The organism is Bartonella sp. CM31XJBT (assembly GCF_028618555.1).
GTDB lineage: Bacteria > Pseudomonadota > Alphaproteobacteria > Rhizobiales > Rhizobiaceae > Bartonella.
The window spans coordinates 18,816-45,573 of the sequence record NZ_JAQITD010000004.1; the positions used below are offsets into that span (position 1 = coordinate 18,816).

23 protein-coding genes and 1 other RNA gene are annotated in these 26,758 nt (G+C 36.8%); 16 read left to right on the top strand and 8 right to left on the bottom strand.

Going from position 1 to position 26,758, the window contains the following annotated elements:
- Positions 1-161: 161 nt before the first annotated feature.
- From PVV63_RS02950 to gshB, 7 genes are all read right to left on the bottom strand, one after another.
- Entirely contained in the window at positions 162-998 is an 837-nt protein-coding gene (locus tag PVV63_RS02950; protein ID WP_273790563.1) for a cell wall hydrolase, read from the bottom strand.
- A 550-nt stretch (positions 999-1,548) separates the two neighbouring features.
- On the bottom strand, positions 1,549-2,271 hold the full coding sequence (phoU, locus tag PVV63_RS02955; RefSeq protein WP_273790564.1) for a phosphate signaling complex protein PhoU: 723 nt from the start codon (positions 2,269-2,271) through the stop codon (positions 1,549-1,551).
- Positions 2,272-2,292: 21 nt separating this feature from the next.
- The gene (gene pstB / locus PVV63_RS02960; protein WP_273790565.1) at positions 2,293-3,051 is read right to left on the bottom strand and encodes a phosphate ABC transporter ATP-binding protein PstB; all 759 of its coding nucleotides are present in this window, start codon (positions 3,049-3,051) and stop codon (positions 2,293-2,295) included.
- A gap of 51 nt (positions 3,052-3,102) precedes the next feature.
- Positions 3,103-4,392: a phosphate ABC transporter permease PstA gene (gene pstA / locus PVV63_RS02965; RefSeq protein ID WP_273790566.1), complete on the bottom strand. Its 1,290-nt coding sequence runs from the start codon at positions 4,390-4,392 to the stop codon at positions 3,103-3,105.
- Positions 4,389-5,849, bottom strand: a complete 1,461-nt coding sequence (pstC, locus tag PVV63_RS02970) for a phosphate ABC transporter permease subunit PstC (protein ID WP_273790567.1) — start codon at positions 5,847-5,849, stop codon at positions 4,389-4,391. The genes pstA and pstC overlap by 4 nt, the downstream gene beginning before the upstream one ends.
- 75 nt (positions 5,850-5,924) lie before the next feature.
- Positions 5,925-6,971 carry a PstS family phosphate ABC transporter substrate-binding protein gene (locus tag PVV63_RS02975; protein WP_273790568.1) on the bottom strand — a complete coding sequence of 349 codons (1,047 nt, stop codon included), beginning with the start codon at positions 6,969-6,971 and terminating at the stop codon, positions 5,925-5,927.
- A gap of 132 nt (positions 6,972-7,103) precedes the next feature.
- A complete protein-coding gene (gene gshB, locus PVV63_RS02980; RefSeq protein WP_273790569.1) occupies positions 7,104-8,051 on the bottom strand; it encodes a glutathione synthase in 948 nt (315 codons plus the stop codon).
- 87 nt (positions 8,052-8,138) lie between these two features.
- Between gshB and PVV63_RS02985 the strand changes: the two genes are divergently transcribed.
- Complete coding sequence (locus PVV63_RS02985; protein ID WP_273790570.1) at positions 8,139-8,933, top strand: molybdopterin-synthase adenylyltransferase MoeB; 795 nt, start codon at positions 8,139-8,141, stop codon at positions 8,931-8,933.
- 822 nt (positions 8,934-9,755) lie between these two features.
- Here PVV63_RS02985 and PVV63_RS02990 read toward each other — a convergent pair.
- Positions 9,756-10,319, bottom strand: a complete 564-nt coding sequence (locus PVV63_RS02990) for a cytochrome c family protein (RefSeq protein ID WP_273790571.1) — start codon at positions 10,317-10,319, stop codon at positions 9,756-9,758.
- A 104-nt stretch (positions 10,320-10,423) separates the two neighbouring features.
- Here PVV63_RS02990 and PVV63_RS02995 point away from each other — a divergent pair, with 104 nt between their 5' ends.
- The 15 genes from PVV63_RS02995 (at position 10,424) to lnt (ending at position 26,651) form a co-directional block, all read left to right on the top strand.
- On the top strand, positions 10,424-11,155 hold the full coding sequence (locus PVV63_RS02995) for a 3-deoxy-manno-octulosonate cytidylyltransferase (RefSeq protein WP_273790572.1): 732 nt from the start codon (positions 10,424-10,426) through the stop codon (positions 11,153-11,155).
- Entirely contained in the window at positions 11,152-12,015 is an 864-nt protein-coding gene (locus PVV63_RS03000; protein WP_273790573.1) for a prephenate dehydratase, read from the top strand. Before PVV63_RS02995 ends, PVV63_RS03000 begins: the two co-directional genes overlap by 4 nt.
- 537 nt (positions 12,016-12,552) lie before the next feature.
- Positions 12,553-12,960 (top strand): hypothetical protein, encoded by a 408-nt coding sequence (locus tag PVV63_RS03005; RefSeq protein ID WP_273790574.1) that lies wholly within the window; start codon positions 12,553-12,555, stop codon positions 12,958-12,960.
- Between the two features lie 1,588 nt (positions 12,961-14,548).
- Positions 14,549-14,646: signal recognition particle sRNA small type (ffs, locus tag PVV63_RS03010), an RNA gene on the top strand.
- Between the two features lie 223 nt (positions 14,647-14,869).
- Positions 14,870-16,810 (top strand): DNA polymerase III subunit gamma/tau, encoded by a 1,941-nt coding sequence (locus PVV63_RS03015; RefSeq protein ID WP_273790575.1) that lies wholly within the window; start codon positions 14,870-14,872, stop codon positions 16,808-16,810.
- Between the two features lie 14 nt (positions 16,811-16,824).
- Positions 16,825-17,148 (top strand): YbaB/EbfC family nucleoid-associated protein, encoded by a 324-nt coding sequence (locus tag PVV63_RS03020; RefSeq protein ID WP_273790576.1) that lies wholly within the window; start codon positions 16,825-16,827, stop codon positions 17,146-17,148.
- 30 nt (positions 17,149-17,178) lie between these two features.
- Positions 17,179-17,784 (top strand): recombination mediator RecR, encoded by a 606-nt coding sequence (recR, locus tag PVV63_RS03025; RefSeq protein WP_273790577.1) that lies wholly within the window; start codon positions 17,179-17,181, stop codon positions 17,782-17,784.
- Positions 17,785-17,833: 49 nt separating this feature from the next.
- Positions 17,834-18,862, top strand: coding sequence for a YeiH family protein (locus PVV63_RS03030; RefSeq protein WP_273790578.1), 1,029 nt, complete (start codon positions 17,834-17,836; stop codon positions 18,860-18,862).
- A gap of 713 nt (positions 18,863-19,575) precedes the next feature.
- A complete protein-coding gene (gene tsaB / locus PVV63_RS03035; protein ID WP_273790579.1) occupies positions 19,576-20,262 on the top strand; it encodes a tRNA (adenosine(37)-N6)-threonylcarbamoyltransferase complex dimerization subunit type 1 TsaB in 687 nt (228 codons plus the stop codon).
- Positions 20,262-20,753, top strand: coding sequence for a ribosomal protein S18-alanine N-acetyltransferase (rimI, locus tag PVV63_RS03040; RefSeq protein WP_273790580.1), 492 nt, complete (start codon positions 20,262-20,264; stop codon positions 20,751-20,753). The genes tsaB and rimI overlap by 1 nt, the downstream gene beginning before the upstream one ends.
- 31 nt (positions 20,754-20,784) lie before the next feature.
- Complete coding sequence (gene miaB, locus PVV63_RS03045; RefSeq protein WP_273790581.1) at positions 20,785-22,161, top strand: tRNA (N6-isopentenyl adenosine(37)-C2)-methylthiotransferase MiaB; 1,377 nt, start codon at positions 20,785-20,787, stop codon at positions 22,159-22,161.
- Positions 22,162-22,319: 158 nt separating this feature from the next.
- On the top strand, positions 22,320-23,456 hold the full coding sequence (locus PVV63_RS03050; RefSeq protein WP_273790646.1) for a PhoH family protein: 1,137 nt from the start codon (positions 22,320-22,322) through the stop codon (positions 23,454-23,456).
- Positions 23,453-23,944, top strand: a complete 492-nt coding sequence (gene ybeY / locus PVV63_RS03055) for an rRNA maturation RNase YbeY (RefSeq protein WP_273790582.1) — start codon at positions 23,453-23,455, stop codon at positions 23,942-23,944. The genes PVV63_RS03050 and ybeY overlap by 4 nt, the downstream gene beginning before the upstream one ends.
- A gap of 84 nt (positions 23,945-24,028) precedes the next feature.
- Entirely contained in the window at positions 24,029-25,054 is a 1,026-nt protein-coding gene (locus PVV63_RS03060; protein WP_273790583.1) for a hemolysin family protein, read from the top strand.
- Positions 25,017-26,651 carry an apolipoprotein N-acyltransferase gene (gene lnt, locus PVV63_RS03065; protein WP_273790584.1) on the top strand — a complete coding sequence of 545 codons (1,635 nt, stop codon included), beginning with the start codon at positions 25,017-25,019 and terminating at the stop codon, positions 26,649-26,651. The genes PVV63_RS03060 and lnt overlap by 38 nt, the downstream gene beginning before the upstream one ends.
- Positions 26,652-26,758 lie beyond the last annotated feature (107 nt).

Consider the following 26,758-nt stretch of genomic DNA (forward strand, 5'->3'; position numbering starts at 1 on the left):
CTCTAAATAAAATGCGTTCTTTATGTCGTCATATTATAAATTGTTTTTCAGATCCTTTGAGTTCACTTTCTCTACGTATACTTATGCATATCATTATCGCTAAAATTCACTTAATTCATAAACCGCAATGGGTGTATAACCCTTCTTTGGTCATGAAAAACTTACCAGTTTCTGTGTCGTTTTTCTAACATTGCAACAATTGCATTTAACTGATCGGATGAAGGTAAAGCCATAATCGTTTTATTTTCCTCTTTCCTAGCTAGATGTTGAGGTGCATAGGCAGGGATAGGAACTTTATCAAGCTGTACCATAGCAAAAGGCGCTGGATGTGACGTCTTGGATTGTGCTACTTCTGTCGAATGAGATGTACTTTTCTCTGCCTTTACTCCCCTACTCTCTAAGCCTTCATCTATAAAGCTTGGCGCATGACCAGAACGTTCTTGAGCAAAAGCATAAGCAACATCATAAGGGCGATTATTTGTAGGAACTTGAAGTGCCCCATCACTTGATCGTTTTTCATAAAAAGCATTTCCCCCTGCAACCTGAACATAATGCATGTTTTTATACGGAAAAGACAAACCAGCGGTATGAAAAAACTTAGCGTGTTTAACTTTCTTATCTCGTTCACCCCGTAAAACGGCATCAGCTGCCTCTCTTACACGAGCAACAGATGCTTTCTCCGTCATAGGACGCGTTAAAACACCAGGAGCAAATTGCCTATATTGACCAACAACACCACAAATCGTCTTAGGATAGGCGGTCGAATTAACACGATTCATAACAACCGTCCCAACGGCAATCATTCCTTCACGGCTTGTGCGATTTGATTCAAAATACATCGCTCGCATAAGACATTGACGCTCTGTCAATGGATACGTAACCGTTTTTGTCTTATTATTATTTATTTTTCCAGTATCTAAATGATTTGAAGCACACCCCACAACAACTAACGGCGCTACACAACAGGTAACAAATACATTCCAACGATTTTTTTTCATCTTATGCAACACATTCCTATAATCTCTGAGCTATTCAAGTCTTGAAATGAGCTTTAAATGTATCTCTCAATAAAGTACATAGCTAATTGTTACCACTCAGCAAAATTTTAATACAAGAGGTAATCAATAAAGTATCTATGCAAAATAAAAAATAAAAAACTCTTAATTTATAGATCAATATTGTTATTATTCATGGTTCAATATAGGCTATAATAACCCATACGTTTCAATTATAGTAAAATAACGCTATCCATTTCTTCTACATACGAAAAAATAATACAGATATCCCCTTTAATATAAAATTTTAACAAAATGATCTGAAAGGAAATTCCCCTAGAAAACTCCCCTCCGGCCACAATACGAGTGATGATATCATCTAATATACAAATATGTCAAACCAAGAGTTAGCAATCTGCCACGCTTCTCTGAAAAAACTCTTTGTTGCTTCTTTGTGCTTTTCCATAAGACGGTTATCTTATTCTTTCTATAGCTGCACTGTAAGAAAATACTCACATATCTACAAACTTATTTTATACATATAAGAAAAATTTTAATCTATTTTCTTCTCACCTACTCCAACTTTATAAGTAAGGTCATCGCGAGGACGATCAGAGGACATATGGTAACCCGTTATGATATAATGCAGCATTTCAGCAATATTAGTAACATGATCACCAATTCGTTCAATATTCTTTAAACAAAACAGTAAGTGCGTACAAACCGTAATATTGCGCATATCTTCCATCATATACGTCAAAAGTTCACGAAAAAGAGAAGTATACAAAGCATCAATCTTCTCATCACGCTCACGCACCGCGTCAACACGCTCTAATAGGCGACTCGTATAAGCATTTAAGACTTCTTTTAATTGATTGAGTGCTAAAGCTGTAATTGTTTCAAGCCCATGATAAACAGAAGCAGATTGTCGTATTTCTGAAAGTGCAACCGTCCTTTTAGCAATGTTTTTGGCCATATCCCCAATCCGCTCAAGATCAGAAGAAATACGAATGGCTCCAATAATTTCACGCAAATCGACAGCCATCGGTTGGCGTTTGCAAATAATAGCAACCGCTTTTTCATCAATGTCACGTTCTGCTTCATCTAAAAATACATCATCGGCAATCACTGTCGTTGCAAGTTGAAGATCACTACACACAACCGATGCGACAGAACGTTCAATCATCCTTTCTGCATGGCTCCCCATTTCTATAATCCTTGCTCTTAAATATTTTAGTTCTGCATCATAAGAACGGACAGTATGGTTCATAGACATATCTTACACTCCTCAATTCACCTATCCAAAACGCCCCGTAATATAATCTTGTGTCCGTTGCTCTTTTGGTGAGGTAAAGATCATTTCAGTCGCACCAACTTCTACCAAATGCCCTAAATGAAACATAGCCGTATATTGAGAAACACGTGCGGCCTGCTGCATAGAATGCGTTACGATAACAATTGTATAATTTTGCCGTAATGCATCGATAAGCTCTTCAATCCGTGCTGTCGCAATAGGATCAAGAGCTGAACAAGGCTCATCCATCAAAATAACTTCAGGACTAACCGCAATAGCACGTGCAATACACAAACGCTGTTGTTGTCCCCCTGATAAACTTGTTCCAAGATCATGAAGACGGTCTTTTACTTCTTCAAACAAACCTGCCTGCCTCAAACTCTTTTCAACTACATCATGCAATTCAGAGCGCGTTTTTACTAAACCATGAATGCGTGGACCATACGCAACATTCTCAAATATAGATTTTGGAAAAGGACTGGGCTTTTGAAAAACCATTCCAACACGAGCGCGCAATTCTACAACATCAATCCGTGTGTCATAAATATTCTCCCCATCTAAGGTAATAAGACCGGTTGTTTTAGCGCCTTCAATCGTATCATTCATACGGTTAAAACAACGCAAAAAAGTCGACTTTCCGCATCCTGATGGACCAATCAAAGCAGTTACTTGATGTTCAGGAATATCAAGTGTAATACCGTGGAGTGCTTCTTTGTCTCCATAAGAAACCTTCACATCCTCACCACGCATTTTAATCTTCATTACAAAAATTCACCTTACAAAAATCTTATCAAAGTTGTTATTTTATTAAAATTACTGGCGGCGTTCAAATCGTCGTCGTAAAAAAACCGCAGAAATATTCATGATCGCAAGAAAAATCATCAATACAATAATAGCACCTGATGTCTTTTCAACAAAAGCACGCTCTGCTTCCCCCGCCCACATAAAAATTTGAACAGGCAAAGCCGTTGCTGGATCCATGGGGGTCGTAGGAATATTAACAACAAAAGCAACCATTCCAATCAAAAGCAAAGGAGCTGTTTCACCCAAAGCCTGAGCAACTCCAATAATTGTGCCTGTCAAAATGCCAGGCGCTGCTAAAGGAACAACATGATGAAAAATCATTTGTGTTTTTGATGCTCCCAGCCCTAAAGCTGCTGCACGAATAGAGAGAGGAACAGCACGCAGAGCAGAACGTGTTGCAATAATGATCGTGGGAAGAGTCATGAGCGCTAAAACAAGACCACCAACAAAGGAGGCTGAACGTGGTAATCCTAAAAAATTAACAAAAAAAGAGAGTCCTAAAAGACCAAACACAATCGAAGGAACAGCTGCAAGATTATTGATATTAACCTCTATAAAATCTGTAAATTTATTTTTGCGTGCATATTCTTCCAAATAAAGAGCCGTTGCTATGCCTATTGGAAGTGAAACTAATAAAACGATGCCTATCATATAAAGAGAACCAATAATCGCAACACCTAATCCCGCAGTCTCAGGACGACTTGAAGCGCCAAATGTAAAAAAACCAATATTAAATGTTTTATGAAGCGTACCATCATGCGCTAAACGTTTTATCCATTCCACTTGTCGATTAGAAACTTTACGGTTTTTTTCTGCTACACGCAGATCAATCTGTCCCTTATAAGCAGAATCAATATCCGCAGATGCCAAAACTTTAACTTTTTGCATTGTGCCAATCAATTTTGGATTCTTTGTCACCATTTCACGTAGTTGAACGCGGACACCATTTGAAAACATACGGTTAACGTCCCGAAGAGAGGCTCGATCATTTTGATTGATATTAAGTTTCTTTGCTAAAGCATTGCGTACAAGAAGTGGATAATTCGCCGTCATGAGAACTTGTGGTTTTGTTTTACGTTGACCACTTGGATCGATGATCTTTTCATCCAAATAAATCGACAATGTCATTTCACTTTGAAAAAAAGCTGTATAACCCTGACTAATGATAGACCATAAAAGCGCAAATAAAAAAAACAAACCAATAAAAATGGCAATCAAACCATAGGCACGAAAACGACGTTCAGCCCAATATCGACGCTTGAGACTAATATTGCGACGAGGAAAAAAATCTTCATTCATTCATATTGTTCCCGATATTTACGCACAATATAAAGAGCCAGAATATTCATCAAAAGTGTCATAACAAAAAGCGTCATCCCTAAGGCAAAAGCCACCAGAGTTTGTGGAGAATTAAACTCAAAATCACCGGTCAATTGATTAACAATCTTAACAGTCATCGTAGTCATTGCTTCGAAAGGATTGAGTGTTAAGTTTGCTGCAACACCTGCCGCCAAAACCACAATCATTGTTTCTCCAATTGCACGCGATGCCGTCAACAATATAGCCCCCATAATCCCTGGAAGCGCTGCTGGTATAACAACTTTTTTAATTGTTTCAGATTGTGTTGCGCCTAAACCATAAGAACCTTCACGTAAAATGCGTGGAACAGCCGTAATAACATCATCCGATAAAGAGGAAACAAAAGGTATCAACATAATTCCCATCACAACTCCAGCGGTCAAAACACTTTGTGCCATAATAAAACCAACCCCACCTGAGAGAGAAACAGAAAGATCACGTAAAAATGGTCCTACAACCTTCAAAGCAAAAAAACCATAAACAATGGTTGGGATGCCAGCAAGAACTTCCAATAATGGTTTTACAATTGCTCGCAATCGCGCAGAAGCATACTCAGCCATATAAAGAGCTGAAAATAGTCCTATAGGTACAGCAAAAAGCATGGCAACAAATGCAATATAAAGCGTACCAGCAAGAAGCGGTATTAAACCAAATTGTCCTACTTCATCGCCTGAACCGCTCGCGGAAAAACGTGGATCCCAAACTGTTCCTAAAAAGAAATTTGAAAAGGATACAGACTGAAAAAAGCTTACTGTCTGAAAAAGCATAGAAAGCGCAATGGCTATTGTTGTCAAGACTGCAACAATAGATGCACAAATCAATCCAATAATAATAAAAGATTCAACCTTATTACGCGCACGTTGATGAGGCGCAATTTGCATCATTCCACAGATAAAACCAAAGGACGCAATAGCAAAAAGGAAAACATAACCTATAAATTTAAGCTTTTCAGAAGAAAATACCCACGACTGTGCTATTTTGAACACATCATCCGATGCTTCATCGGGTAAAATCCATCCCTTCGCGAGTAATTGTGCCTGCACTTCCTTATAGGAAGCGCTAGAAAGATTCCCCTCAAAGCGATGAATCTTTTTGACGAGACTTCGAAGTGTCTCCCAAAGTAGATCGTGATTTACAGGCTCTGTTACATGCGCACTATACGCCTCAAGCTCTCGAGAGGCATTATATTCTAAATAAATTGTACTCCCAGCATCCCAAACAATTAAAAAAATAAAAGCTGGAATAACAGTAATCAAAAATGTCCACCAGCCATAATAATACGCACGAGAATGCATTTTATGTTGTCTGTATTCAAGAATGCGTGCTCGCATATAAGAAATACAAAAACCACAAAATCCAAAAATCAATAATAACAAAATAATAAAGGAAATGCGCATTTTATCTTTCAGTTTTTATAAAAAAATAGCATCCAAATTTCCTATCCCAGAAATCCAACAAATTTTCCCTGCAAATTATTTCAATGTCATTACTCGACCAGCAGAAAAATCAGAACGCTGTGCTTGACGCTCCTTTTCAGGAGAAACAATCAAACCATATTCAGCCAAAGGACCCTCTGGACCAATCATTTGATCAGAAAGAAAAAAGTCAACATACTCTCGCAAACCTGAAATAATACCTAAATGTGCTTTCTTAATATAGAAAAAAAGCGGACGAGAAACCGGATATTGTCCACTAGAAATCGTCTCAACTGTTGGCGCAAAACCGTTAATATCGGCAACTTTTAGTTTATCAGCATTATTTTGATAAAAAGACAAACCAAAAATACCAACCCCTGTTTTATTAGAAGTTAGACGCGCAAATGTTTCAGAATAATCACCATCAATATCAACCGCTTTTCCATCCTTACGTACCGCAATACAAGCAGTGTGTATCTCCTTATCATCCATTCCTAAAGACTTCATCACTTCAACTGCCCCACTCTCTTTACACCCCTTAGTAAGTAATTTTTCCTCAAAAACTTCACGTGTCCCATGCTTCTCCCCAGGAATATACGCTGCTATCGTCCAATCAGGAAGAGCACTATTGACTGCACTCCATTTCAAAAAATTATTCGGTTGCAACTTTCCGTCTATAATAATTCGAGCAGCAAGGGCTTTATAAACATCTACTGGCTGTAATTTCCAATCAGGTCCCTTAATATCAGTTGCAAAAACAATGCCATCATACCCAATACGTATTTCCTCAACATCTTTTACACCAGCATCAAAACAAGACTGTAATTCACTCGGTTTCATTGCTCGCGAAGCATTAACAATATCAACAGTGTTCTCCCCAATACCACGGCAGAATTCCTTAATACCAGCTCCTGTTCCACCCGATTCGATAACAGGAACCTTAAAATGAGGATAAATTTCTCCAAATGTTTCAGCAACAATCTTTTGATAAGGTAAAACTGTAGATGAACCAGTAATCTGTATTTGATCGCGCGCATTGCCTCCATTTGCTGACAGCAGTAGCGCAAAAAACAATCCCACTCCAATTGATAATACTCTGTTCATCTATAAGCTCCCTAAAAATTGAGGATAAAGCCTCTTAATTTATATCATACGGTCATTCTAGTTCACATTTGCAACATAACAAATATAAAAAACAACATGGATCATTTTTTAAAACCATGTTTTTGTCCTCTGTCAAATAAATTCATTTGAACGCTTGAACTCAATAACATCCCAAAACAAATGAGCAACATCTGTACCGCAGAAGCGTTTAATTTCACGAATTCCCGTAGGAGACGTCACATTAATTTCTGTTATATAATCTCCAATCACATCAATCCCCACAAAAAGAAGACCTCGTTCCTTTAAAGCTGGACCAATGCGTTCACAAATCTCATAATCACGTTTTGTTAACTCAACATTTTCCGCGCGGCCTCCAACATGCATATTAGAGCGCACATCTGTTTCTGTCGGAATTCGATTAATAGCTCCAACAGGTGTACCATCAAGCAAAATAATCCTTTTATCTCCTTTTCGTACTGCCTCTAAATAGCGCTGAACAATAAAAGGTTCGTGATAAATTTCTGCAAACATTTCCAACAATGATGCTAAATTGCGATCATCTTGTTTTAAATAAAAAATACCAGCGCCCCCATTTCCATAAAGTGGTTTAACAATAATATCGCCAAATGTCTCTCTAAAAGCTGTTATTTCTTCAATATCTTTGGTAATTAATGTTTCTGGCATCAGATCAGAAAATTCAGTCACAAAAATTTTTTCTGGACTGTTGCGTACCCATGCCGGATCATTCACAACGAGTGTTTTAGGATGAATACGTTCTAACAAATGAGTCGTTGTGATATAATTGAGATCAAAAGGTGGATCTTGGCGTAAAAGAACCACATCCATATCTGTTAATTCCGTGCGAACAGGCTTTTCTAATTGATAGTGGCTTCCCTCTTTATCATGTACAATCAATGGCTCTAGTCGTGCAATCACACAACCATCATACAGAGATAAACGATCTGGTGTATAATGGAAGAGAGAGTGTCCACGTTCTTGTGCTGCTAAAGCGAGTGCAAATGTCGTATCTCCTTGAATCCGAACTGTTGAAATATGATCCATCTGAATGGCAATTTTCATAAATAAATCCTCCCTATCCTAAAAGCAGACTGGTCTAAGCATCATAAACTTAGTAAACAATAAAAGAACTATGACAAGAGAAAATTTATGACAAAAGAAACAGATACAAAATTAAACAACAAAGAAATCGAACGCTATGCACGCCACATCATTTTGCCTGAGATTGGTGGTGTAGGACAACAAAAGATAAAAAAAGCACGTGTTCTTGTTGTGGGTGCTGGTGGTCTTGGTGCTCCTGTCTTAACCTATTTGGCTGCCGTAGGTGTAGGAACCCTTGGAATTGTCGATAACGACATCGTTTCACTTTCCAATTTACAACGCCAAGTTATTCATAAAACAAATGCAATAAACAAAAGCAAAACAGACAGTGCTGAAGCCACTATAAAAGCAATAAATCCCCATGTTGTAGTTGAAAAACACACCCTACGCTTAGATAAAAGTAATGTGGATAAACTGCTTAATGCTTACCACATCATTGTTGATGGAAGCGATAATTTTACGACGCGCTATCTTCTTGCTGATCACGCTGCCCAATGCAAAAAACCCTTAATAAGTGGTGCTGTAGAACGTTTTAATGGCTCATTAACCGTCCTTATGCCGTATAAAGACAATAATCCTCACTATCGCGATTTATTTCCCACCCCTCCAGCTCACGGGACTATCCTAACATGCGCTGAAACTGGAATAATCGGTGTTTTACCTGGCGTTATTGGGACCCTACAAGCAATGGAAGTTATTAAAATGATCACAAACATCGGAGAGCCATTAGTAGGAAAGATTCTTCTCTATAATGGATTATTAGCGCAATTTAATATTATTACTTATAAACGCTCAAATTATAAAGAAAATGCCATAGTTATTAAGAAGCTTGGAGAATTATGATTATGTCCTCTCTTCCACTAATTTTTAGCACTCTCGCAATATGTATTAAAATACTAATATTTTATATCAAGTCATCGAAACATTGTAACCAATGAAACCTATTAAATTTATCACAAATATGGAAAACCTTTTGTGAAAAAATAATTCTCTATAATGGATTATCAGTATAATTTCATGTCATTGTTTATAAATGGACAGAGACTCGTGCAAACTTAGCTGCCATCAGTATTCTTGTGTAAAAAATTTTCAACGTAGATAAAAATACAATCAGCAGAACTCTATTCAACTATTTTACTATTCACATATGAAAATTGTTTCACATGAAAGTGCTTACTTCAAACCATAACCTATAAATAAATAATCTAAGTCATATTTTAGTGATTGATACTATAGAAGGTCAATGATCTGTACCTACACCTCTAACCTCAAGAGAAAACGTCTATTCATCAAGCATCATAAAATGCAGCTTAGGATCATTGCACGTATAAGAACAATCAATTGTCTCTGATACATGGAAATTGATGTAAAAGTACATGGGGATTGATGTGCATAGAAGGATTAAGATAAACCTCATGGAGAGCTTTAATTACATAATTATCGCATTCAGAAGCAGAAAGTTGCGGCTCATGAATTGATAATCCTTCAGCAATAATTTCACAGACAAGTATATGTAGAAAAAGTGAAGCAAACAAATCTTGAAAACCAATCTGCAGATGACAGCGTAAAGAGTGCATTTTTATAAAAGAGCTCTTTTTATAAAACCTTGAAACTAAAATTACAAAAAGTCAGACTTCTTTCTAAAATTAACATCTATGGTATAAGTTAATTTAGCTTGTTTGCTTTATTATTATCCATTGGTAAAGGAACAGGATGATCGGATAAACTGCGTAAATAAAGCAAAAGATCGGCACGATCTTGGTCATTTTTAATTCCACGAAAAGACATAATGGTCCCAGGAAAAGCTTCACGTGGAGAATGTAAATAACGATCTAACGTTACAAAATCCCATTTTTGATCAGAATGAGCACGTAATGCCCGTGAATAAGCAAAACCTGCTGCTGATGCCAAAGGGCGGTTAACAATCTCCCAGAGGACTGGACCAACACGCCCTGCTTCATTGCGTCCAGATGTGTGGCATATGGCACATTGGCGAAAAACTTTACGGCCATTTTCAAAATTGCCTTGTTGAAGGCGGCTATTTAGTGATAGGGAAACATCAGGTGCTTTTTGTTTTTCTTGAAATATATCATTCTTGGCAACTGTATGATGATATTGGACTGATGTAGGATGATCGTAAATTATATTGCTGAGTGTGGAAATCCCCACAACAGCGACCAGCACACATAAACAAGCACAAATAAAATAAATAAATCTCCGGCGATTCATAAAAACTCAAATGTTCACGGTTTCATTACCATTTTTAGTCTAAGCTTTTTCTTTATAACACACAACATCATAAATGCATCACAGATGACATTTGGAATCTTACAATGGCTCTTGAACCAATTATTCTTATTCCTGCCCGTATAGGCTCAACCCGTCTTCCTCAAAAAGCTCTCGCTGAAATTGGCGGAAAACCGATGATTGTTCATGTCGCAGAACAAGCTAAAAAAGCTGCAATAGGACGTACAATCGTTGCAACAGATCATAATGATATCGCTAAAGCTGTTGCAGATTATGGACATGAATATATCATAACACGAGGTGATCATAAGTCTGGATCTGATCGTATTTATGAAGCTTTAATGCGCATTGATCCGGAACAACGTTACAATGCCATTTTAAATATACAAGGTGACTTACCAACAATAATGCCTCGTGAAATCATTCGTGCGCTACGCCCTTTAGAAAATAGCTTTACTGACATTGCAACCTTGGGCGCCCAAATCATTGAAGAAAATGAAACAAGAGATCCCAATGTTGTCAAAATCATTGGTACACCGCTTTCTCAAAATCGTCTTCGTGCTCTTTATTTTACGCGCGCCACAGCACCCTATGGAGACGGTCCTCTTTATCACCATATTGGAATATACGCCTATAGGCGCGAAGCACTTGAGAAATTTGTATCATTCAAACCCTCACCACTTGAGAAACGTGAAAAACTTGAACAATTACGTGCATTAGAAAACAACATGCGTATTGATGTGGAAATAGTCGATACAATTCCCTTAGGTGTAGACACACAACATGATCTCGATAGAGTTTGTGAGATTTTAGCATGAAAATACTTAAAAAAACCAATAAAATTTCTTTCCAAGGAGAATACGGCGCTAATTCCCATATTGCTTGCTCCAATATGTTCCCCAATATGGATGCTGTTCCCTCTGCTACTTTCGAAGACGCCCTTAATTTAGTGGAAAGCGGGAAAGCTGATCTTGCTATGATCCCTATTGAAAATACCCTTGCGGGACGCGTTGCAGACATTCATCATCTTTTACCGCAGTCATCTCTTTATATTATTGATGAATATTTTTTACCTATCCATTTTCAACTCATGGTTTTACCCGGCGTTACACATGACGAAATTAAAACCGTCCACAGCCATACGCATGCCCTTGCACAATGCCGAAAAATCATACGAAACAACGGTTGGAAACCTGTTGTTTCTGCTGACACCGCTGGAGCTGCAAAATTTATTAAAAAAAATGCTAAACGTTCACAGGCTGCCTTAGCACCTTTAATCGCAGCAGAACTCTATGGACTTGATATTCTTGAAAGAGATGTTGAAGATAACCCTCATAATATTACCCGTTTTGTCATCCTTTCACGCTCCAAACGACATGTCCCCAAACCTCAAAATGGCGAAAAAATCATCACCAGTCTTCTTTTTCGAGTGCGCAATGTCCCCGCTGCTCTCTATAAAGCTATGGGAGGATTTGCAACGAATGGTATCAATATGACAAAATTAGAAAGCTATCAAATTGGTGGAAATTTCAATGCAACACAATTCTTTGTTGATATTGAAGGGCATCCTGAAGACCCGATGATGAAACTTGCCTTAGAAGAATTATCTTTCTTTTCTGCAGAACTGCGTATTATCGGTACTTATCCAGCACAAAACGATCGAACATCGTATATATAAAAGCAATTAGGCTGCTATCATTCTTTGCTGATATCAAAGAGCATCGTAAAAATTTCATAATGCAACGTATCTTGAAAGAGCTCGTTTTTTTCTACTCAACACCCTTCATAAACATTGAAGAAGAAAAAACGGCTCATAAAAGAATATATAAATTATTTCCATAATATTTTTTCACAAATTATATCATGATAAAAAGCACTTCAACTTGTATAAAAACCAGTGTAAAAAAACACAGTAACCAAAAATAAAAACGCTTGTACCATCTATTTCCCTTTATATATTCAAAGAGAGCTTCTTGAGAAAAGTCATTTCCTCTGACAATATTCCAATAAAGATAACGAACTTCTAAATTAGCTCTCAAAACAATTCAAATTATTATACATAATAGAGCATTCAAATCTCTTAGATTAATGTCATTCTAAACATGGTTTAAAGCTAGAAAATGCAACTTAGCCCTGATTTTAGCGTTAAGTTTGAGCTTTTATCTTTATAAAAATTGATTTATGATTCACCTCACTTTAGAAAAAGGAGAGGATAATGAAAAAAATCTTCATGCAAGGATTATTAGCCGCAAATATTCTCGCCTACTCTAGTGGTGCGTTTGCTGGCTTTGGTGAGAAAAAATGGAATTTTGGGCTGGATGAAAGTGTTGTGATCATACCATCCGATACAATCCATCAAGGAGCTGAATACTCTTGTAGTATCTTTGAACCGAAGAAAGTATCCTTTACTTTATCGTACTCTACCCCTTCTGATTTAAACAAATTGAGAATTGCTGTTGATGATGAAAAGAAAATAACCCATGATAAAGAAAAGAAGATCTTTATCCTAAAAAATATAAAATCTCTTCATATAAGTTTTCCTTCGTCAGGACATTATATTTTTAAAAATATTACGAAGAAAAAAGTTGTTGGAACAAATTGTGACACAGGAGATTATGATTAACAATATTCTATAACATCTAAATTTGAGTAGAGTTATTCTTTTTTCAGGTATTTTTTTCAAAATAGGGCATAATGAGCCATTAAAACTTATCGCTGAAGAGGTGTTTTTATCCTAATATGGCAAACCTTAAGTTGCTCATAAGGTTAGATATTAAGGAAATTTTGCGAAAACTAAAAGACTAAATTTAAATTGTTCTGTATTTTCTACTATCAGAGCTATTTTTTTAATAAGAATATACTTCTCTCTTCGCAACTGCTTCATTTTAAGTGATATAAAGCACATCGTACCCAAATCACTTAGATAAACGGAAAAGTAAAATTTGCTCTACAGATGCATTCCTCACTGCACTTTAAGTCATACTCATTCAGCTTTTTATAAAAATTATCTCGCTTTTCCCTCCTTATTAAAGAATATATTATTTGAAACTATAAAATGTCGCTTACTATCGAATAAGAACCATTTTTATGCTTATAAAATCAGTATCCCCTTATTTCTATAGCGTTGAATGTTGCATCTTCTCTTGTATGAGTACAGCCCCTTAAAAAATATATGAAATCTTTTCTCAAATAATGAAACTTCATATATTGACCCACCTTGTGATGAACATCAATGTTTTTTAATTAAAAGAACAAGCACGCAAAAAAAGAGCGATAACATCTATTCAGTATTTATATATTTATATTATGTTAAAAGAAAAAATATTACATATTTTATATTCTCATTCACTATAGAAATGAGGTGGTACTCTTATAAGATACTGGCTTATCATTATACGACTTTGATTTTCTTATACTGAATTAAAACCACGAATAAAGTAAGATCCTCCCATCTTAAATCTCATATTAAACCCATTAAAATCGTTTCTTTGAAAGTTACAAATGGGATTGGTATGTGAGTAAAAACGATTAAAAAAAGGAATAAAAATGCTTCTTATAAAGCCTCTCAAGTACAAGGGATCGCAACATTGGGAGTTGTTAAATAGCATGAGGGCTAAAATTTATACTTTGTATTAAGCATAAAGAGGGTAGCGCAACTATAGATTTATAACTCAAGGGAAGCATGTATACTATTTATGAGTGGCGTTTGAAATATAGTTAAGAGTATTGAGCAATCGCTCTTTAAAAAGCCTATGAATGTACAACATTAAATATATTCTGTTTGGGATGTTCTGTTTTGTGTGAGATGAGAAACACCATTAAAGCAATATTTTATAATTCTTTAAATAGCACTCTTCCCCCTGACTTTCGAATGTTAGCCAATTACATGATCTATCTGCTTTATTTGCTTCTTTGACTATTGTAAATTTTTGATGATTCAATTTCGTAGTTTTAGAACAGATGTATCTATCCTAAAACTCTTACATGTTTCAGCGAATGAGAATAATTATACATTCAGACTATCTTAAGCGAAAAAATATTTTCATACCAAATAAATATGAAGAGCTACTGCTATAAAAACTGGTAAATCCACAATCTCTTTGTTGTTTATATGTCAATAAATTAAACGCAAAGGAAAATTCTTCGTCGTTCTTAGGATATTTTTCGTTTCTGATCTTGATTTTTCATTCCAAATCGACAATATGAGCTTGGGAGGTTGGTGGTGGACGAACTACTCGCCAACTGGGTCAGGTCTGGAAAGAAGCAGCCCCAACGAGTTCTGGTACGGGTCATCGTTCCAACCTCCTATTTTGCTGAAGAAATTATTTTTTATGCTGTCTTTTAGCGAGGTATTTTTAATCTTCAGAGCAGCATTTGTATGCAGCAAATAAAGGGGTTTTGTTATTTTTAAACAAATTGTCCCATAAATAATTTGATTAAGAAAAAATCCTTTTATATGAGACTACAGTATTGATCTATGCTTTTGTATTATCAAAATGTACGCATAAAGAACTTCGAAGTTGGAAATACTCATGGAAAATTTACCGGTAGAAACAGCCTATCGTGTTCTTGCTCGTAAATATCGACCAAAAAACTTCTCTGACCTCATTGGTCAGGAAGCTATGGTGCGTACTCTCACCAACGCCTTTGAAAAAGGTCGTATTGCACAAGCGTGGATGTTAACAGGGATTCGTGGCGTAGGTAAAACCACAACAGCACGTATTTTGGCACGTGCGCTTAATTATAAAACAAAAGATATTGATCAACCAACAACCGTATTGGACTCTCTTGGAGAACATTGCACACAAATTATCGAAGGACGCCATATTGATGTTATAGAAATGGATGCCGCTTCTCATACGGGCATTGATGATATTCGTGAAATTATTGAACAAATACGCTATCGTCCTGTTTCTGCACGCTATAAGGTTTATATTATAGATGAAGTACATATGCTCTCAACACAAGCCTTTAATGGTTTATTGAAAACTCTTGAAGAACCACCGTCCCATGTGAAATTTATTTTTGCCACAACAGAAATTCGCAAAGTTCCTATTACAATTCTTTCGCGTTGCCAACGTTTTGATTTGCGACGTATTGAATCAAAAGCTTTGAGTGCACATTTGCGTCAAATTGCGAAATATGAAAAGGTGGAAGTAGAAGATCAAGCACTCTCTATGATTGCCCGTGCTGCAGAAGGATCAGCACGTGATGCATTATCCATTTTTGATCAAGCAATCGCCCATAGCAATGGCAATGTTAATGCTATTGCGGTGCGTACAATGTTAGGATTAGCGGATCAAGCACGTATCATTGATCTTTTTGAATTTATTATGAAGGGCGATGTTGTCAATGCGTTACATGAATTACGCAGTCAATATGAAGCAGGTGCTGATCCTCTTACTATATTGACAGAACTAGCCGATTTTAATCATCTGGTCACACGTTTACGTTTTACACCAGAAATAGTGGAAGATTTCTCTCTAACTGAAGAACAACGTTTAAGAAGTTTAGACTTTTCAAAAAAACTTTCCGTTCCTATTTTATCCCGAAACTGGCAAATGTTACTCAAAGGTTTACAGGAAGTTAATCAAACTGCACGTCCTCTTCAAGCCGCTGAAATGCTTTTAATTCGTCTTGCTCACACGGCTGACTTACCAACTCTTGATGAGGCTTTAAAAAAGCTTACGCAAGAAAAAACGCCTCTCACACTGGTTAAAAACTCTTCTCATCAAGAATCTACAAATGCAAATAATATAACAAAAGAAACAATGGTCGGAGCCCATGCTTCCTCGAGCGTTTCAAATACATTACCCGATCAATCAGATTTAAAAAGCTCTTTGAAAAACCAATTAGATCATTCCTTACAACCGGAAAATTTAGTTAAAAATCAAAACTATGACAAAATCAACGCCCAAGAAGTAACAGAAATTCTAGAAACTTCTCCATCTACTGATCTTTCTGAAAAGATTGTAAATTTATCGCATTCTGTCACGCAAACAACAGAAAAGATTACTGAACCTAAAACTCTCGTGATTAATTCTTTGCACGATATTGTTCAATTAGCCGAACAGCATAATGACACTCCTTTCAAACTCCTTATTAAAGAATTTGTTCATCCTGTTTCTTTTGAAGCTGGGCATATTACCTTAAGACTTTCTGAAAATACCCCACAATTTCTTGCTCATGATATAGAAAAAAAGATATCTCAATGGACAGAAAAACGCTGGACAATAACTTTTGTTAATGAAGGAGGTGGCCCAACCTTACAGGAGGAAAGTATAGCGATTCAAAAGACTCTTTTTTCTAATGCAGAAACAGATCCTGATATTGCGAAAATCCTCAATCATTTCCCAGAAGCAAAAATTGTCGATATTCGACTCAATAAAGAAGAAAATGATCTTGATTTACTCTCCAATACCTTTAAAAATGCTGATATTTTTAAAAATAAAAATGATATCAATGATGAATAAGGATACCTATTCCTATGCGTGAAATGATGAGCATGATGAAAAAAGCCAAAGAAATGCAAGAAAAAATGCAGAAGATTCAGGAGGAAATAGCTAATCTGCAAGCTGTGGGCACTGCAGGGGGTGGTCTCGTCAATATCACTTTAAATGGCAAAAATATTATAACAGCAATTCAAATTGATCCTTCATTACTCAAACCTGAAGAAGCTGAAATTCTTGAAGATCTCATTATGGCAGCTTATAATGAAGCAAGAACAAAAATCGAAATCGCAATAGAAGAAAGAACCAAAAGTATAACGGCAGGGCTACCACTCCCATCAGGTTTCAAGCTTCCATTTTAATGAAACGGATTTTTTCCGTGGGACAAAAATATGTCTAAATACATTGCAGGACCTGAGATTGAACGTCTCATTCAGATTTTATCACGGTTACCAGGTCTTGGTCCACGTTCAGCGCGTCGTGCTGCGCTTCATCTTATCAAAAAAAAGGAGACATTGCTGGAGCCTTTGGGAGCGGCTATACAAGCAGCTATCGAAAAAGTCGGTATTTGTTCTGTTTGTGGAAATGTCGATACCATTGATCCTTGTTCAATTTGTACAGATTTGCGCCGCGATGATACAACAATCATCGTTGTTGAGGATATTGCTGATCTGTGGGCCCTTGAGCGCGCAAAAACTTTAGCCGCACGTTATCATGTGTTGGGTGGACGACTCTCCCCCTTAGATGGAATAGGTCCTGACGAACTCAACATTGCCACCTTAATACAGCGTGTTGTACAAAACCCTATTACGGAGATTATTCTTGCTGTCAATGCGACTGTCGAAGGTCAAACAACTGCTCACTATATCACTGATCAGCTTTCTAATTTTCCAGTTAAAATTACGCGACTTGCTCATGGTGTTCCTGTAGGAGGTGAGCTTGATTATCTTGATGATGGAACTTTAGCAGCAGCTGTACAAGCAAGAACAAATCTTTAAAACTTTTTCTTCTTAACCTTTAGCTCTTTAATGACGGGGGAATATTAAAATGATAAAGAAAAATCTCTCACTTTTAAACGACTTTGGTCCTGGTATTTTAGTATGTTTACTCATATCAGCCTTAGCTTATGGCTTAGAAGTTGTAGAAAAACAGTTTTTCACGGAAGCGTGGCTTGAAAGCCTTGTTTTGGCAATTCTTCTAGGATCAATTATCCGTAGTTGTTTTTCTTTGCCAACATATTTTCAAAAAGGTATCACCTTTTGTGCAAAAACACTTCTCGAAATTGCTATCGTTCTTCTAGGAGCAAGCATTAGCATTAACGCAGTCCTTTCAGCTGGCTGGAATTTGCTTGCTAGTATCATATTCGTGATATTCGTAACGATTATCCTGAGCTTTGCCATCGGCCGACTTTTCGGGCTTTCTACACATTTGGCAATGCTGGTCGCTTGTGGGAATGCTATTTGTGGCAATTCAGCTATTGTCGCCGTTGCACCTGTTATAAAAGCAAAACATGACGATGTAGCCGCGTCAATTGCCTTCACTGCTCTTTTAGGAATTCTTATTATTTTATTTCTACCCTTTTTACATCCATCTCTGAATTTGTCATTTAGCCAATATGGTGTGCTTGCTGGCATGGTTGTGTATGCTGTACCACAGGTTTTAGCAGCAACAGCACCTATCTCTTTTCTAAGTGTTCAAATTGCAACAATTGTCAAATTAGTACGGGTTCTCATGTTAGGCCCTGTTATTTTTACTCTATCAATCATTTATCGCCGATCAGCAGAAACACGCTTGCGTTTACATACCCTCGTCCCATGGTTTATCATTGGCTTTATTATCATGATGCTTGTTCGCTCAAGTGGTCTTATCCCTGAAAAGGCTATCAATCCCATCAAATTTATTGCCCAGTTGTTTACTGTTATCTCAATGGCTGCACTAGGATTAGGTGTTGATATCCGATCACTAAAAAAAGCAGGATGGCGCGTCATTTTGGCTTCAACCTGCTCCATAATTATTCTCGGTATTTGTAGCCTTATTATGATACAATTGAATGATTTAAATCATATAACATTTTAAAATGTGCATTGATTATTATTTTTTCAACGTAGTATGCAATCAACCCAAAGTCCTCATTATTATTAAAATCAGTTCTTTCATAAACCAGAAAAAGTTCTAAAATATTGCCCATTATTCTATACAAAAAATTGAAAGAGCTGATATTTAAGTGAAAACTGTCAATTTTGCTTTTCAGTCCATAATGATTTGCAACGGGGTAGTATCAAAATACGTAACTCATACAAAACAATACCATTTCTTTCATCTGCTCTCATTACGCTGAGGTTTTTATACAAAGACTGATAAAATATATTCTTATTTGGAAAAAATGTGAGGTCATGACTTTTCCTCTTTTAAATTACTTTTACTTACTATGTAATACAAGTGGCATCAACGTACTATTTGATAGCTTAAAAGTTGTGACAACCCTTACATTTAAATGATTCGTGAAAGGAGTTTTGATTCATACGCTAACTCCGCTTGTAATATACAAGCTAATAAATTTAATTGTTTCACCATAAGTAAATTTAAAATAAGAGAATCTTACAATACTCAAGGTACTCATTCAAAAAGTGAAATAATAAGGATTAAATTAACATCTCGTTCTATCTCATAAAAAGATATTGTTGCTTATTGGCACTAGTAACTTTCTTACAAATGAAATATACGATAATGAAAAGATTAAAAATACAGCAGGACTTTTATTTATCGTTTTATTCAACTAAAATATTTTTATGCTTATCCTTGCTATAGATACTGCTTCAATTTATTGTGCTGTTGCGCTTATTCGTCATAAATCTGTTATTGCGCGTATCAATGAACGCATGAACAAAGGACATGCCGAAAAAATTATTGGGCAGATTACACAAATAATGAAACAAGCCAATATGACGCTTGATCAAGTTGAGCGTATTGCTGTCAATATTGGACCTGGATCATTTACTGGTGTACGTGTCGGTGTTGCAACAGCACGCGCTTTGGCATTAGCACTTGAAATACCAGCTGTTGGAGTGAGTGCTCTTGAAGCGTTAGCAGCACAAGTCATAAACAGTAAAAGTGCAGTATCGGCAATTACTGTTGTCATTGAAGCAGGGAGAGGAATGTTCTACCATCAAAATTTTCATAATGATCTCACACCTTTGGGAGAGCCGGGATTAAAAACAATTGAAAATATCCTCGAAGATTTGCCAAAAAAAACCCGACTGACTGGCCCAGCTGCTGATGTCGTTATGGAACATATTAAAAACCATAAAATACACGAAAAAATTGTCCTAGAAAAAATCCCCTGCGAAGCGGCCGATATTGTAAACTATGCTTATCTTGCTGCAAACAAACAATCAAAAAATTCGCCTCGCCCACTCTATCTACGCAGCGCTGATGCAAAACAACAAACCAATTTTGCTTTGCCACAAAAAAAATAATGCCCAAATTTTCATTGACAAAAAAGATTTTTGGAATTGCTCCGCTACAAGTTAATGATAGTGCTTCTCTTCATCAAATTCATCAACATTGTTTTACCCCTTCTTGGGAAAAACAAGCTTTTGATAATTTCTTAACAGATCACTCTATCTTCGGATACAAAGTTTTTCTCATTGATCGCTCTGATCAAATTTTAGGCTTTTGCCTATGCCGTCTCATCCTTGATGAAGCAGAAATCATCACAATTGCTGTTCATCCTCATTATCGTCAACAAGGAATTGGTACCTTTCTTATCGATCGTACAGTTCACCATCTTCACGACAAGGGCGCTATAAAATTATTCTTGGAAGTAGAAGCCACAAATCTTTCTGCTTTGAACCTTTATCAACGCTTTGAATTTCAAAAAATTTCTGAACGTCTTGCCTACTACGCGTCAAAAAATGGTCGTGGTGATGCAATTATCATGCAAAAAACTTTTAAGCAAATAGATTGAGATTTGTGTAAAAAACATTTACACATGCGCTATGAATAAAGTAAATCCTAAAAATACGCCTCCTGTTGCTCCTAAAAAGGTTTTTATCAAAACCTATGGATGTCAAATGAATGTTTATGATAGCCAACGGATGACTGATAGCCTCAGTTCGCAAGGCTATGTGACAACACAAATTCCCAATGATGCCGATCTTATTCTTGTTAATACCTGTCATATTCGTGAAAAAGCAGCAGAAAAACTTTATTCTGATCTTGGTCGTTTGCGCGTTATGCGTCAAGAGCGCACACCTGATAAACCCCTGATGGTTGGTGTAACAGGTTGTGTTGCACAAGCTGAGGGAAGTGAAATCTTGCGCCGTGCTCCAACAGTGGATCTTGTTATTGGTCCGCAAATGTATCATCGCTTGCCAGAATTATTAGAAAAAGCAAAACAAGGAAAAAAAATTATCGAAACAGACTATGCTGTTGAAGATAAATTTGCTCATTTGCCGCCCCATAATAAACATGCAGTAAGAAAACGAGGTGTTAGCGCATTTTTAACAGTACAGGAAGGTTGCGATAAATTTTGCACTTTTTGTGTTGTTCCTTACACACGCGGTGCTGAAATATCACGGTCTGTCGAGCAAATTACCGAGGAAGCCCGCCAACTCATCGAAGCGGGTGTCAAAGAAATTACGCTGCTTGGACAAAATGTCAATGGTTGGCATGGACAAAGTGCTGATGGCAAAACTTGGCGTCTTGGCGATCTTCTTTATCATCTTGCAAAACTCAATGGTTTAAAGCGTTTGCGTTACACAACAAGCCACCCACGTGATATGGATGATAGCCTTATTGCCGCGCATCGAGATCTTGATATGTTAATGCCTTACCTCCATCTTCCTGTTCAATCAGGTTCAGATCGCATCTTAAAAGCCATGAACAGACAACACAAAAGCTCTCATTATCTTCATCTTATCGAAAAAATTCGAAACGCACGGCCAGATATTGCCTTTTCAGGCGATTTTATTGTAGGGTTTCCAGGAGAAACAGATGAAGACTTTGAAGAAACCATTAAACTTATTCAACAAGTACAGTACAGTTCAGCTTATTCTTTTAAATATTCCCCCCGTCCTGGAACAGTGGGAGCCACAATGAAAAATCATGTTGATGAATCTGTAAAAGATTCCCGACTTCAACATTTACAAGCCCTTCTCCTTGAGCAACAAAATGCGTTTTTGCGTTCTAAAATTGGTCAAAAAACGAACGTTCTCATCGAAAAACCTGGACGTCACTCTGGACAAATGGTAGGACGTTCCCCTTGGCTTTTACCTGTTGTCGTCGATACAGAAGCCTCTACAGGTAGCGTAATAGAAGTTAATATTAAAAATGCAAGCTCAAACAGTTTTGTTGGTGAAGTGACAAATAGATAAATATGCCTCTAAAACCTTGTTCACAATAAATATTTTGGAAAACTCTTTTATTTTAAAAGAAAATGATTACATCTAAAGCGTGCACTTTTGTAAAAAATTGTCTTTTATAAAGTTTACTTAACAAAATGTGCAATCTTTATGTAGATATGGAGAATAGGCTGAAAGCTTCAACCGAAAAAATAAAGCGTATTAAAGAAAATGTAAATATGTCCCGTGAAAAGGCTGATACCTTGAAACAAACAAGCGCTTCAGATCTGAGCCAAGTTGTTTTGATTTTCGAAAATAACAAATATGCAAAAGCGGTTTTTGGTAAATTTGACGAAAATCTCGCTTATATCGAAAAAAAACTCGAACTTAGTATTCATCCGCGTGGTAATGAAGTCTTAATCCGTGGAAATATTTCTGTTATAAAACGTGCGCAATATGTATTGCAGCAACTTTATGAACGTGCCAAAACACATCAAGAGCTCACTTTATCAGATATAAAAGGAGCGCTTGCTATGGCAAATATACCAAAGAAGCAGAAAGAAGACACAATAACTCACAAATCTGCAACAAAACGTATACCAGCACGGTTAAGTACCCATAAAAAAATAATTCATGCAAGAACTCCAACACAAGATACTTACATACGCGCTATGGAGCATACTGAACTTGTGTTTGGTGTAGGACCAGCAGGAACAGGTAAAACTTATCTTGCTGTTGCTCATGCTGCTATGCTTCTAGAACGTGGTATCATTGAGCGAATTATTCTCTCGCGTCCGGCTGTTGAAGCTGGAGAACATCTTGGTTTTCTTCCCGGTGATCTCAAAGAAAAAGTCGACCCATATTTACGACCACTTTATGATGCTCTTTATGATATGATGCCTGCTGAAAAAGTCGAGCGCATTTTAGCTTCTGGTGTCATCGAAATTGCTCCTCTTGCCTTTATGCGCGGACGAACACTTGCCCATGCTGCTGTTATTCTTGATGAGGCACAAAATACTACGCCTATGCAAATGAAGATGTTCCTCACACGTCTTGGAGAAGGCACACGTATGATTGTTACCGGTGACGTAAGCCAAATTGATTTGCCTACAGGGCAAAAATCAGGTCTTATTGAAGCAATTCGCATTCTTTCAAATGTAGAAAATATTGCAATTGTACATTTTGATGAAAAAGATGTTATACGCCATCCACTTGTTGCTGCTATCGTTCGTGCTTATGATCGTGATTCCGAGATAAAAAATAACAAAAAATCATTCGCATGCGATGATGAACATGATGCATTAAAAAATGAGTTTGATTCATCATGATTATTATTGATATAATGGTTAAAAGCGCAGGGTGGAATGATGAGAAAATGCTTTATAATATCACTGAAAAAGCATTAATGACGACTATGCATCATGTTTCATTGGAAGATGTTGTAAGCGAGATTAGCCTGCTTTTTACGAATGATGAACATATGGCGCAAATCAATGCACAATGGCGCAACAAAAACAAATCCACTAATGTATTATCCTTTCCTGCTTTTCCACTTAAAGCTGGAAATCGACCTGGTCCCATGCTCGGTGATATTATTATTGCCCGAGAAACTATTGTTTTCGAAGCAGCGAAAGAAGGAAAAACATTTCAAGACCATTTAACGCATATGATTGTTCATGGTATCTTGCATCTACTTGGTTATGACCATGAAACTGATGATGAAGCATATAAAATGGAAAAGCTCGAAAGAGAAATTCTTCAAAAGCTTTCCATAAAAGATCCTTACGCAGAATTGTCTATAAATGATAAAATTTAACTTTTAAAATCAGTATTACCAGCATACCATTTAAAGCCTCTTATTTATCTATTATAAAAAGAAAGTCTAGAAGATTTCAAAACCATGGCAAACAAAATAAATGCACAAAATAATAGTCAAGCATCTTCTAATAATGAAAAAGACCCCTCTCAACAGACGAATCATACAGAGAAATATTCCCTGATGAATCATTTATTTTCATTCTTACGGGGTCGTAATTGTGCATCTACGTCACTGCGCGATGATCTTACCGTTGCACTCACGACTAACAATGAAAAAGATACCGCCCTCTTCTCACCTGAAGAACGTACTATGCTGCATAACATTTTACGCTTACGTGAAGCACGCGTGGATGATGTTATGATACCTCGTTCTGAAATCGAAGCATTAGAAATAAACACCTCTCTTGGAGAAACCCTTCAATGTTTTGCAAAAATTGGTCATTCTCGTATACCCGTTTATGCTGAAACTTTAGATGATCCGCGCGGCATGATCCATATCCGCGATATTCTTAACTACATCACTCGCTTTATTATCAACCCAACAAAAACCGAACAAAAATCCGATTTGCTTCAATTAAACCATACAGACTTGCATACTCCAATCGGTGAATTGGATTTGATCCGAACAGTTCTCTTTGTTCCCAGTTCTATGCTTGCGAGCAAATTATTAACACGGATGCAAACTACACGAACTCAAATGGCTTTAGTTATTGATGAACATGGAGGAACAGATGGGCTGGTTTCAATGGAAGATATTGTTGAGTTAGTCGTTGGGGATATCGAAGATGAACATGATAATGTCGACAATGCTATCGTACGTGAACCAAATAATAAATGGCTCGTTGATGCAAGAACTGAACTAGAAGATGTGGAGAAAGCTCTTGGTCCTGATTTTATCGTAGGGGAATATGGTGATGAAGTTGATACTATTGGTGGTTTGATCGTCTCCATTCTTGATCGCATTCCTGCTAAAGGTGAAATTGTCGAAGCTGTACCTGGCTATAGATTTCGTATTTTAGAAGCTGATAAACGCCGGATTAAACGATTGCGCATTTTTCGCATTCCCAAAAATGAGAATCTTGAGAACAATGCCATCCCTAAAGAATAGTCCAGCGTTTTTAAACAATTTCATCGTTTTTTTGTTCTCTGTTACAGGCTGGAAGCGCCAAGCATGGATATTTCTGTGTGGTGCTCTTACTTCTTTTGCACTTCCACCCTTTTATTTAACACCTCTTTGCTTTTTAACTTTCCCTCTCTTTATTGTTTTACTTGACTCAATACGGGCCACCAAAAACAATAAAAAACATTTTTTTACTTACGCTTTAAGCTGTGGAACCTTTGGTTTTAGTTATTTTATTTGCGGCCTTTGGTGGCTATGCAATGCTTTGTTAACAGATCCAGATTCTTTTGGTTGGGCAGTCCCATTAGCCATTTTATTCCCTCCACTCTACCTTTCTCTTTATTGGTTTTTTTCTGGTTTCATTGTCGGTTTATTATGGACAAAAGGAATAGCACGCTTTTTTGTTTTAGCCTTTGCATTAGGATTATCCGAGTGGTTGCGTGCGTTTTTATTCACAGGATTTCCATGGAATTCTCTTGGCTATACAGCCATGCCAACCCCAATGTTCATGCAATCTGATGCAATCGTAGGACTTTACGGAATGAATATTCTTGCTGTCTTAGCCTACAGTTTGCCAACTGTTTTATTAACGAATGAAAAAAAGAAAGTGGCACTTTCTCTTTGCTTATCACTTATATTCATTCACTGTGGTTTTGGGTTTTATCGTCTTCATACTATAGAAAACACAGCTGAAGATCAAAAAAGTGCTTATTGGGTGCGTATTGTTCAACCGTCCATCCAACAAAATATAAAATTGCGTGATAATACACGAGAAGCTATGTTGGAAGCGCATATGAAGCTAAGTGCAACACCAACAACCGATCAAAATTCAGAACCCGATTTTATCATATGGCCGGAAGCTTCCGTTCCTTACCTTCTTTATGATAACTCATCTATCACAATGCGCATTGCCTCTCTTTTAAAACCTAAACAATGGGCTATTATCGGAGCAATACGCGCCAGCAATGATCTACCTCATTCCCAAACACAATATTTTAATACAATTGCAGTCATTAATGCTCAAGGTAATATTTTAAATACCTCCGATAAACTTCATTTGGTTCCTTTTGGTGAGTATCTTCCTTATCAGAATTTATTGAAAAAAATTGGATTGCGTACCCTTGCCGATAATATTGGTGGATATAGTACTGCAAGTGTGCGCAAAATTGTTACAATGCCAAACGGATTTTCTTATCTACCCTTAATTTGTTATGAAGCAATATTTCCCCATGAAATGACTTTTCAAGGCTCCCCGCCTCAAGCAATTATTAATATTACAAATGATGCATGGTTTGGTGTAACACCTGGACCCTATCAACATCTTCAACAAGCACAGCTTCGTGCCGTTGAACTGGGAATCCCCCTCATACGGGCAGCTAATAATGGCATATCAGCTGTTATTGATTCTTATGGACGAATCGTTGTAGCTCTTCGACAAAATGCTGTGGGCATTATTGATTCACAAGTTCCATCATCCATTACCCCTATAGGAAGCAATGAATACAGAACTTTCTCTACTTTTATCTTATTCATCCTTATGCTATTGTGTCGTGTTGGTTTTGGTTCTACAAAACAGCTTAAATGATTCAAGTGCCCTTTGTACGGCATTATGTTGCGTGTACCAGTAGTATTGGGAAAAAATATTACATATTGTTTTAATTATATGATAAATCAGCTTCGCATAAATATGAT

Coding starts and splice junctions, on each gene's coding strand:
- PVV63_RS02950 (WP_273790563.1), bottom strand. CDS start 998: ATGAAAAAAAATCGTTGGAATGTATTTGTTACCTGTTGTGTAGCGCCG.
- phoU (WP_273790564.1), bottom strand. CDS start 2,271: ATGTCTATGAACCATACTGTCCGTTCTTATGATGCAGAACTAAAATAT.
- pstB (WP_273790565.1), bottom strand. CDS start 3,051: ATGAAGATTAAAATGCGTGGTGAGGATGTGAAGGTTTCTTATGGAGAC.
- pstA (WP_273790566.1), bottom strand. CDS start 4,392: ATGAATGAAGATTTTTTTCCTCGTCGCAATATTAGTCTCAAGCGTCGA.
- pstC (WP_273790567.1), bottom strand. CDS start 5,849: ATGCGCATTTCCTTTATTATTTTGTTATTATTGATTTTTGGATTTTGT.
- PVV63_RS02975 (WP_273790568.1), bottom strand. CDS start 6,971: ATGAACAGAGTATTATCAATTGGAGTGGGATTGTTTTTTGCGCTACTG.
- gshB (WP_273790569.1), bottom strand. CDS start 8,051: ATGAAAATTGCCATTCAGATGGATCATATTTCAACAGTTCGGATTCAA.
- PVV63_RS02985 (WP_273790570.1), top strand. CDS start 8,139: ATGACAAAAGAAACAGATACAAAATTAAACAACAAAGAAATCGAACGC.
- PVV63_RS02990 (WP_273790571.1), bottom strand. CDS start 10,319: ATGAATCGCCGGAGATTTATTTATTTTATTTGTGCTTGTTTATGTGTG.
- PVV63_RS02995 (WP_273790572.1), top strand. CDS start 10,424: ATGGCTCTTGAACCAATTATTCTTATTCCTGCCCGTATAGGCTCAACC.
- PVV63_RS03000 (WP_273790573.1), top strand. CDS start 11,152: ATGAAAATACTTAAAAAAACCAATAAAATTTCTTTCCAAGGAGAATAC.
- PVV63_RS03005 (WP_273790574.1), top strand. CDS start 12,553: ATGAAAAAAATCTTCATGCAAGGATTATTAGCCGCAAATATTCTCGCC.
- PVV63_RS03015 (WP_273790575.1), top strand. CDS start 14,870: ATGGAAAATTTACCGGTAGAAACAGCCTATCGTGTTCTTGCTCGTAAA.
- PVV63_RS03020 (WP_273790576.1), top strand. CDS start 16,825: ATGCGTGAAATGATGAGCATGATGAAAAAAGCCAAAGAAATGCAAGAA.
- recR (WP_273790577.1), top strand. CDS start 17,179: ATGTCTAAATACATTGCAGGACCTGAGATTGAACGTCTCATTCAGATT.
- PVV63_RS03030 (WP_273790578.1), top strand. CDS start 17,834: ATGATAAAGAAAAATCTCTCACTTTTAAACGACTTTGGTCCTGGTATT.
- tsaB (WP_273790579.1), top strand. CDS start 19,576: ATGCTTATCCTTGCTATAGATACTGCTTCAATTTATTGTGCTGTTGCG.
- rimI (WP_273790580.1), top strand. CDS start 20,262: ATGCCCAAATTTTCATTGACAAAAAAGATTTTTGGAATTGCTCCGCTA.
- miaB (WP_273790581.1), top strand. CDS start 20,785: ATGAATAAAGTAAATCCTAAAAATACGCCTCCTGTTGCTCCTAAAAAG.
- ybeY (WP_273790582.1), top strand. CDS start 23,453: ATGATTATTATTGATATAATGGTTAAAAGCGCAGGGTGGAATGATGAG.
- PVV63_RS03060 (WP_273790583.1), top strand. CDS start 24,029: ATGGCAAACAAAATAAATGCACAAAATAATAGTCAAGCATCTTCTAAT.
- lnt (WP_273790584.1), top strand. CDS start 25,017: ATGAGAATCTTGAGAACAATGCCATCCCTAAAGAATAGTCCAGCGTTT.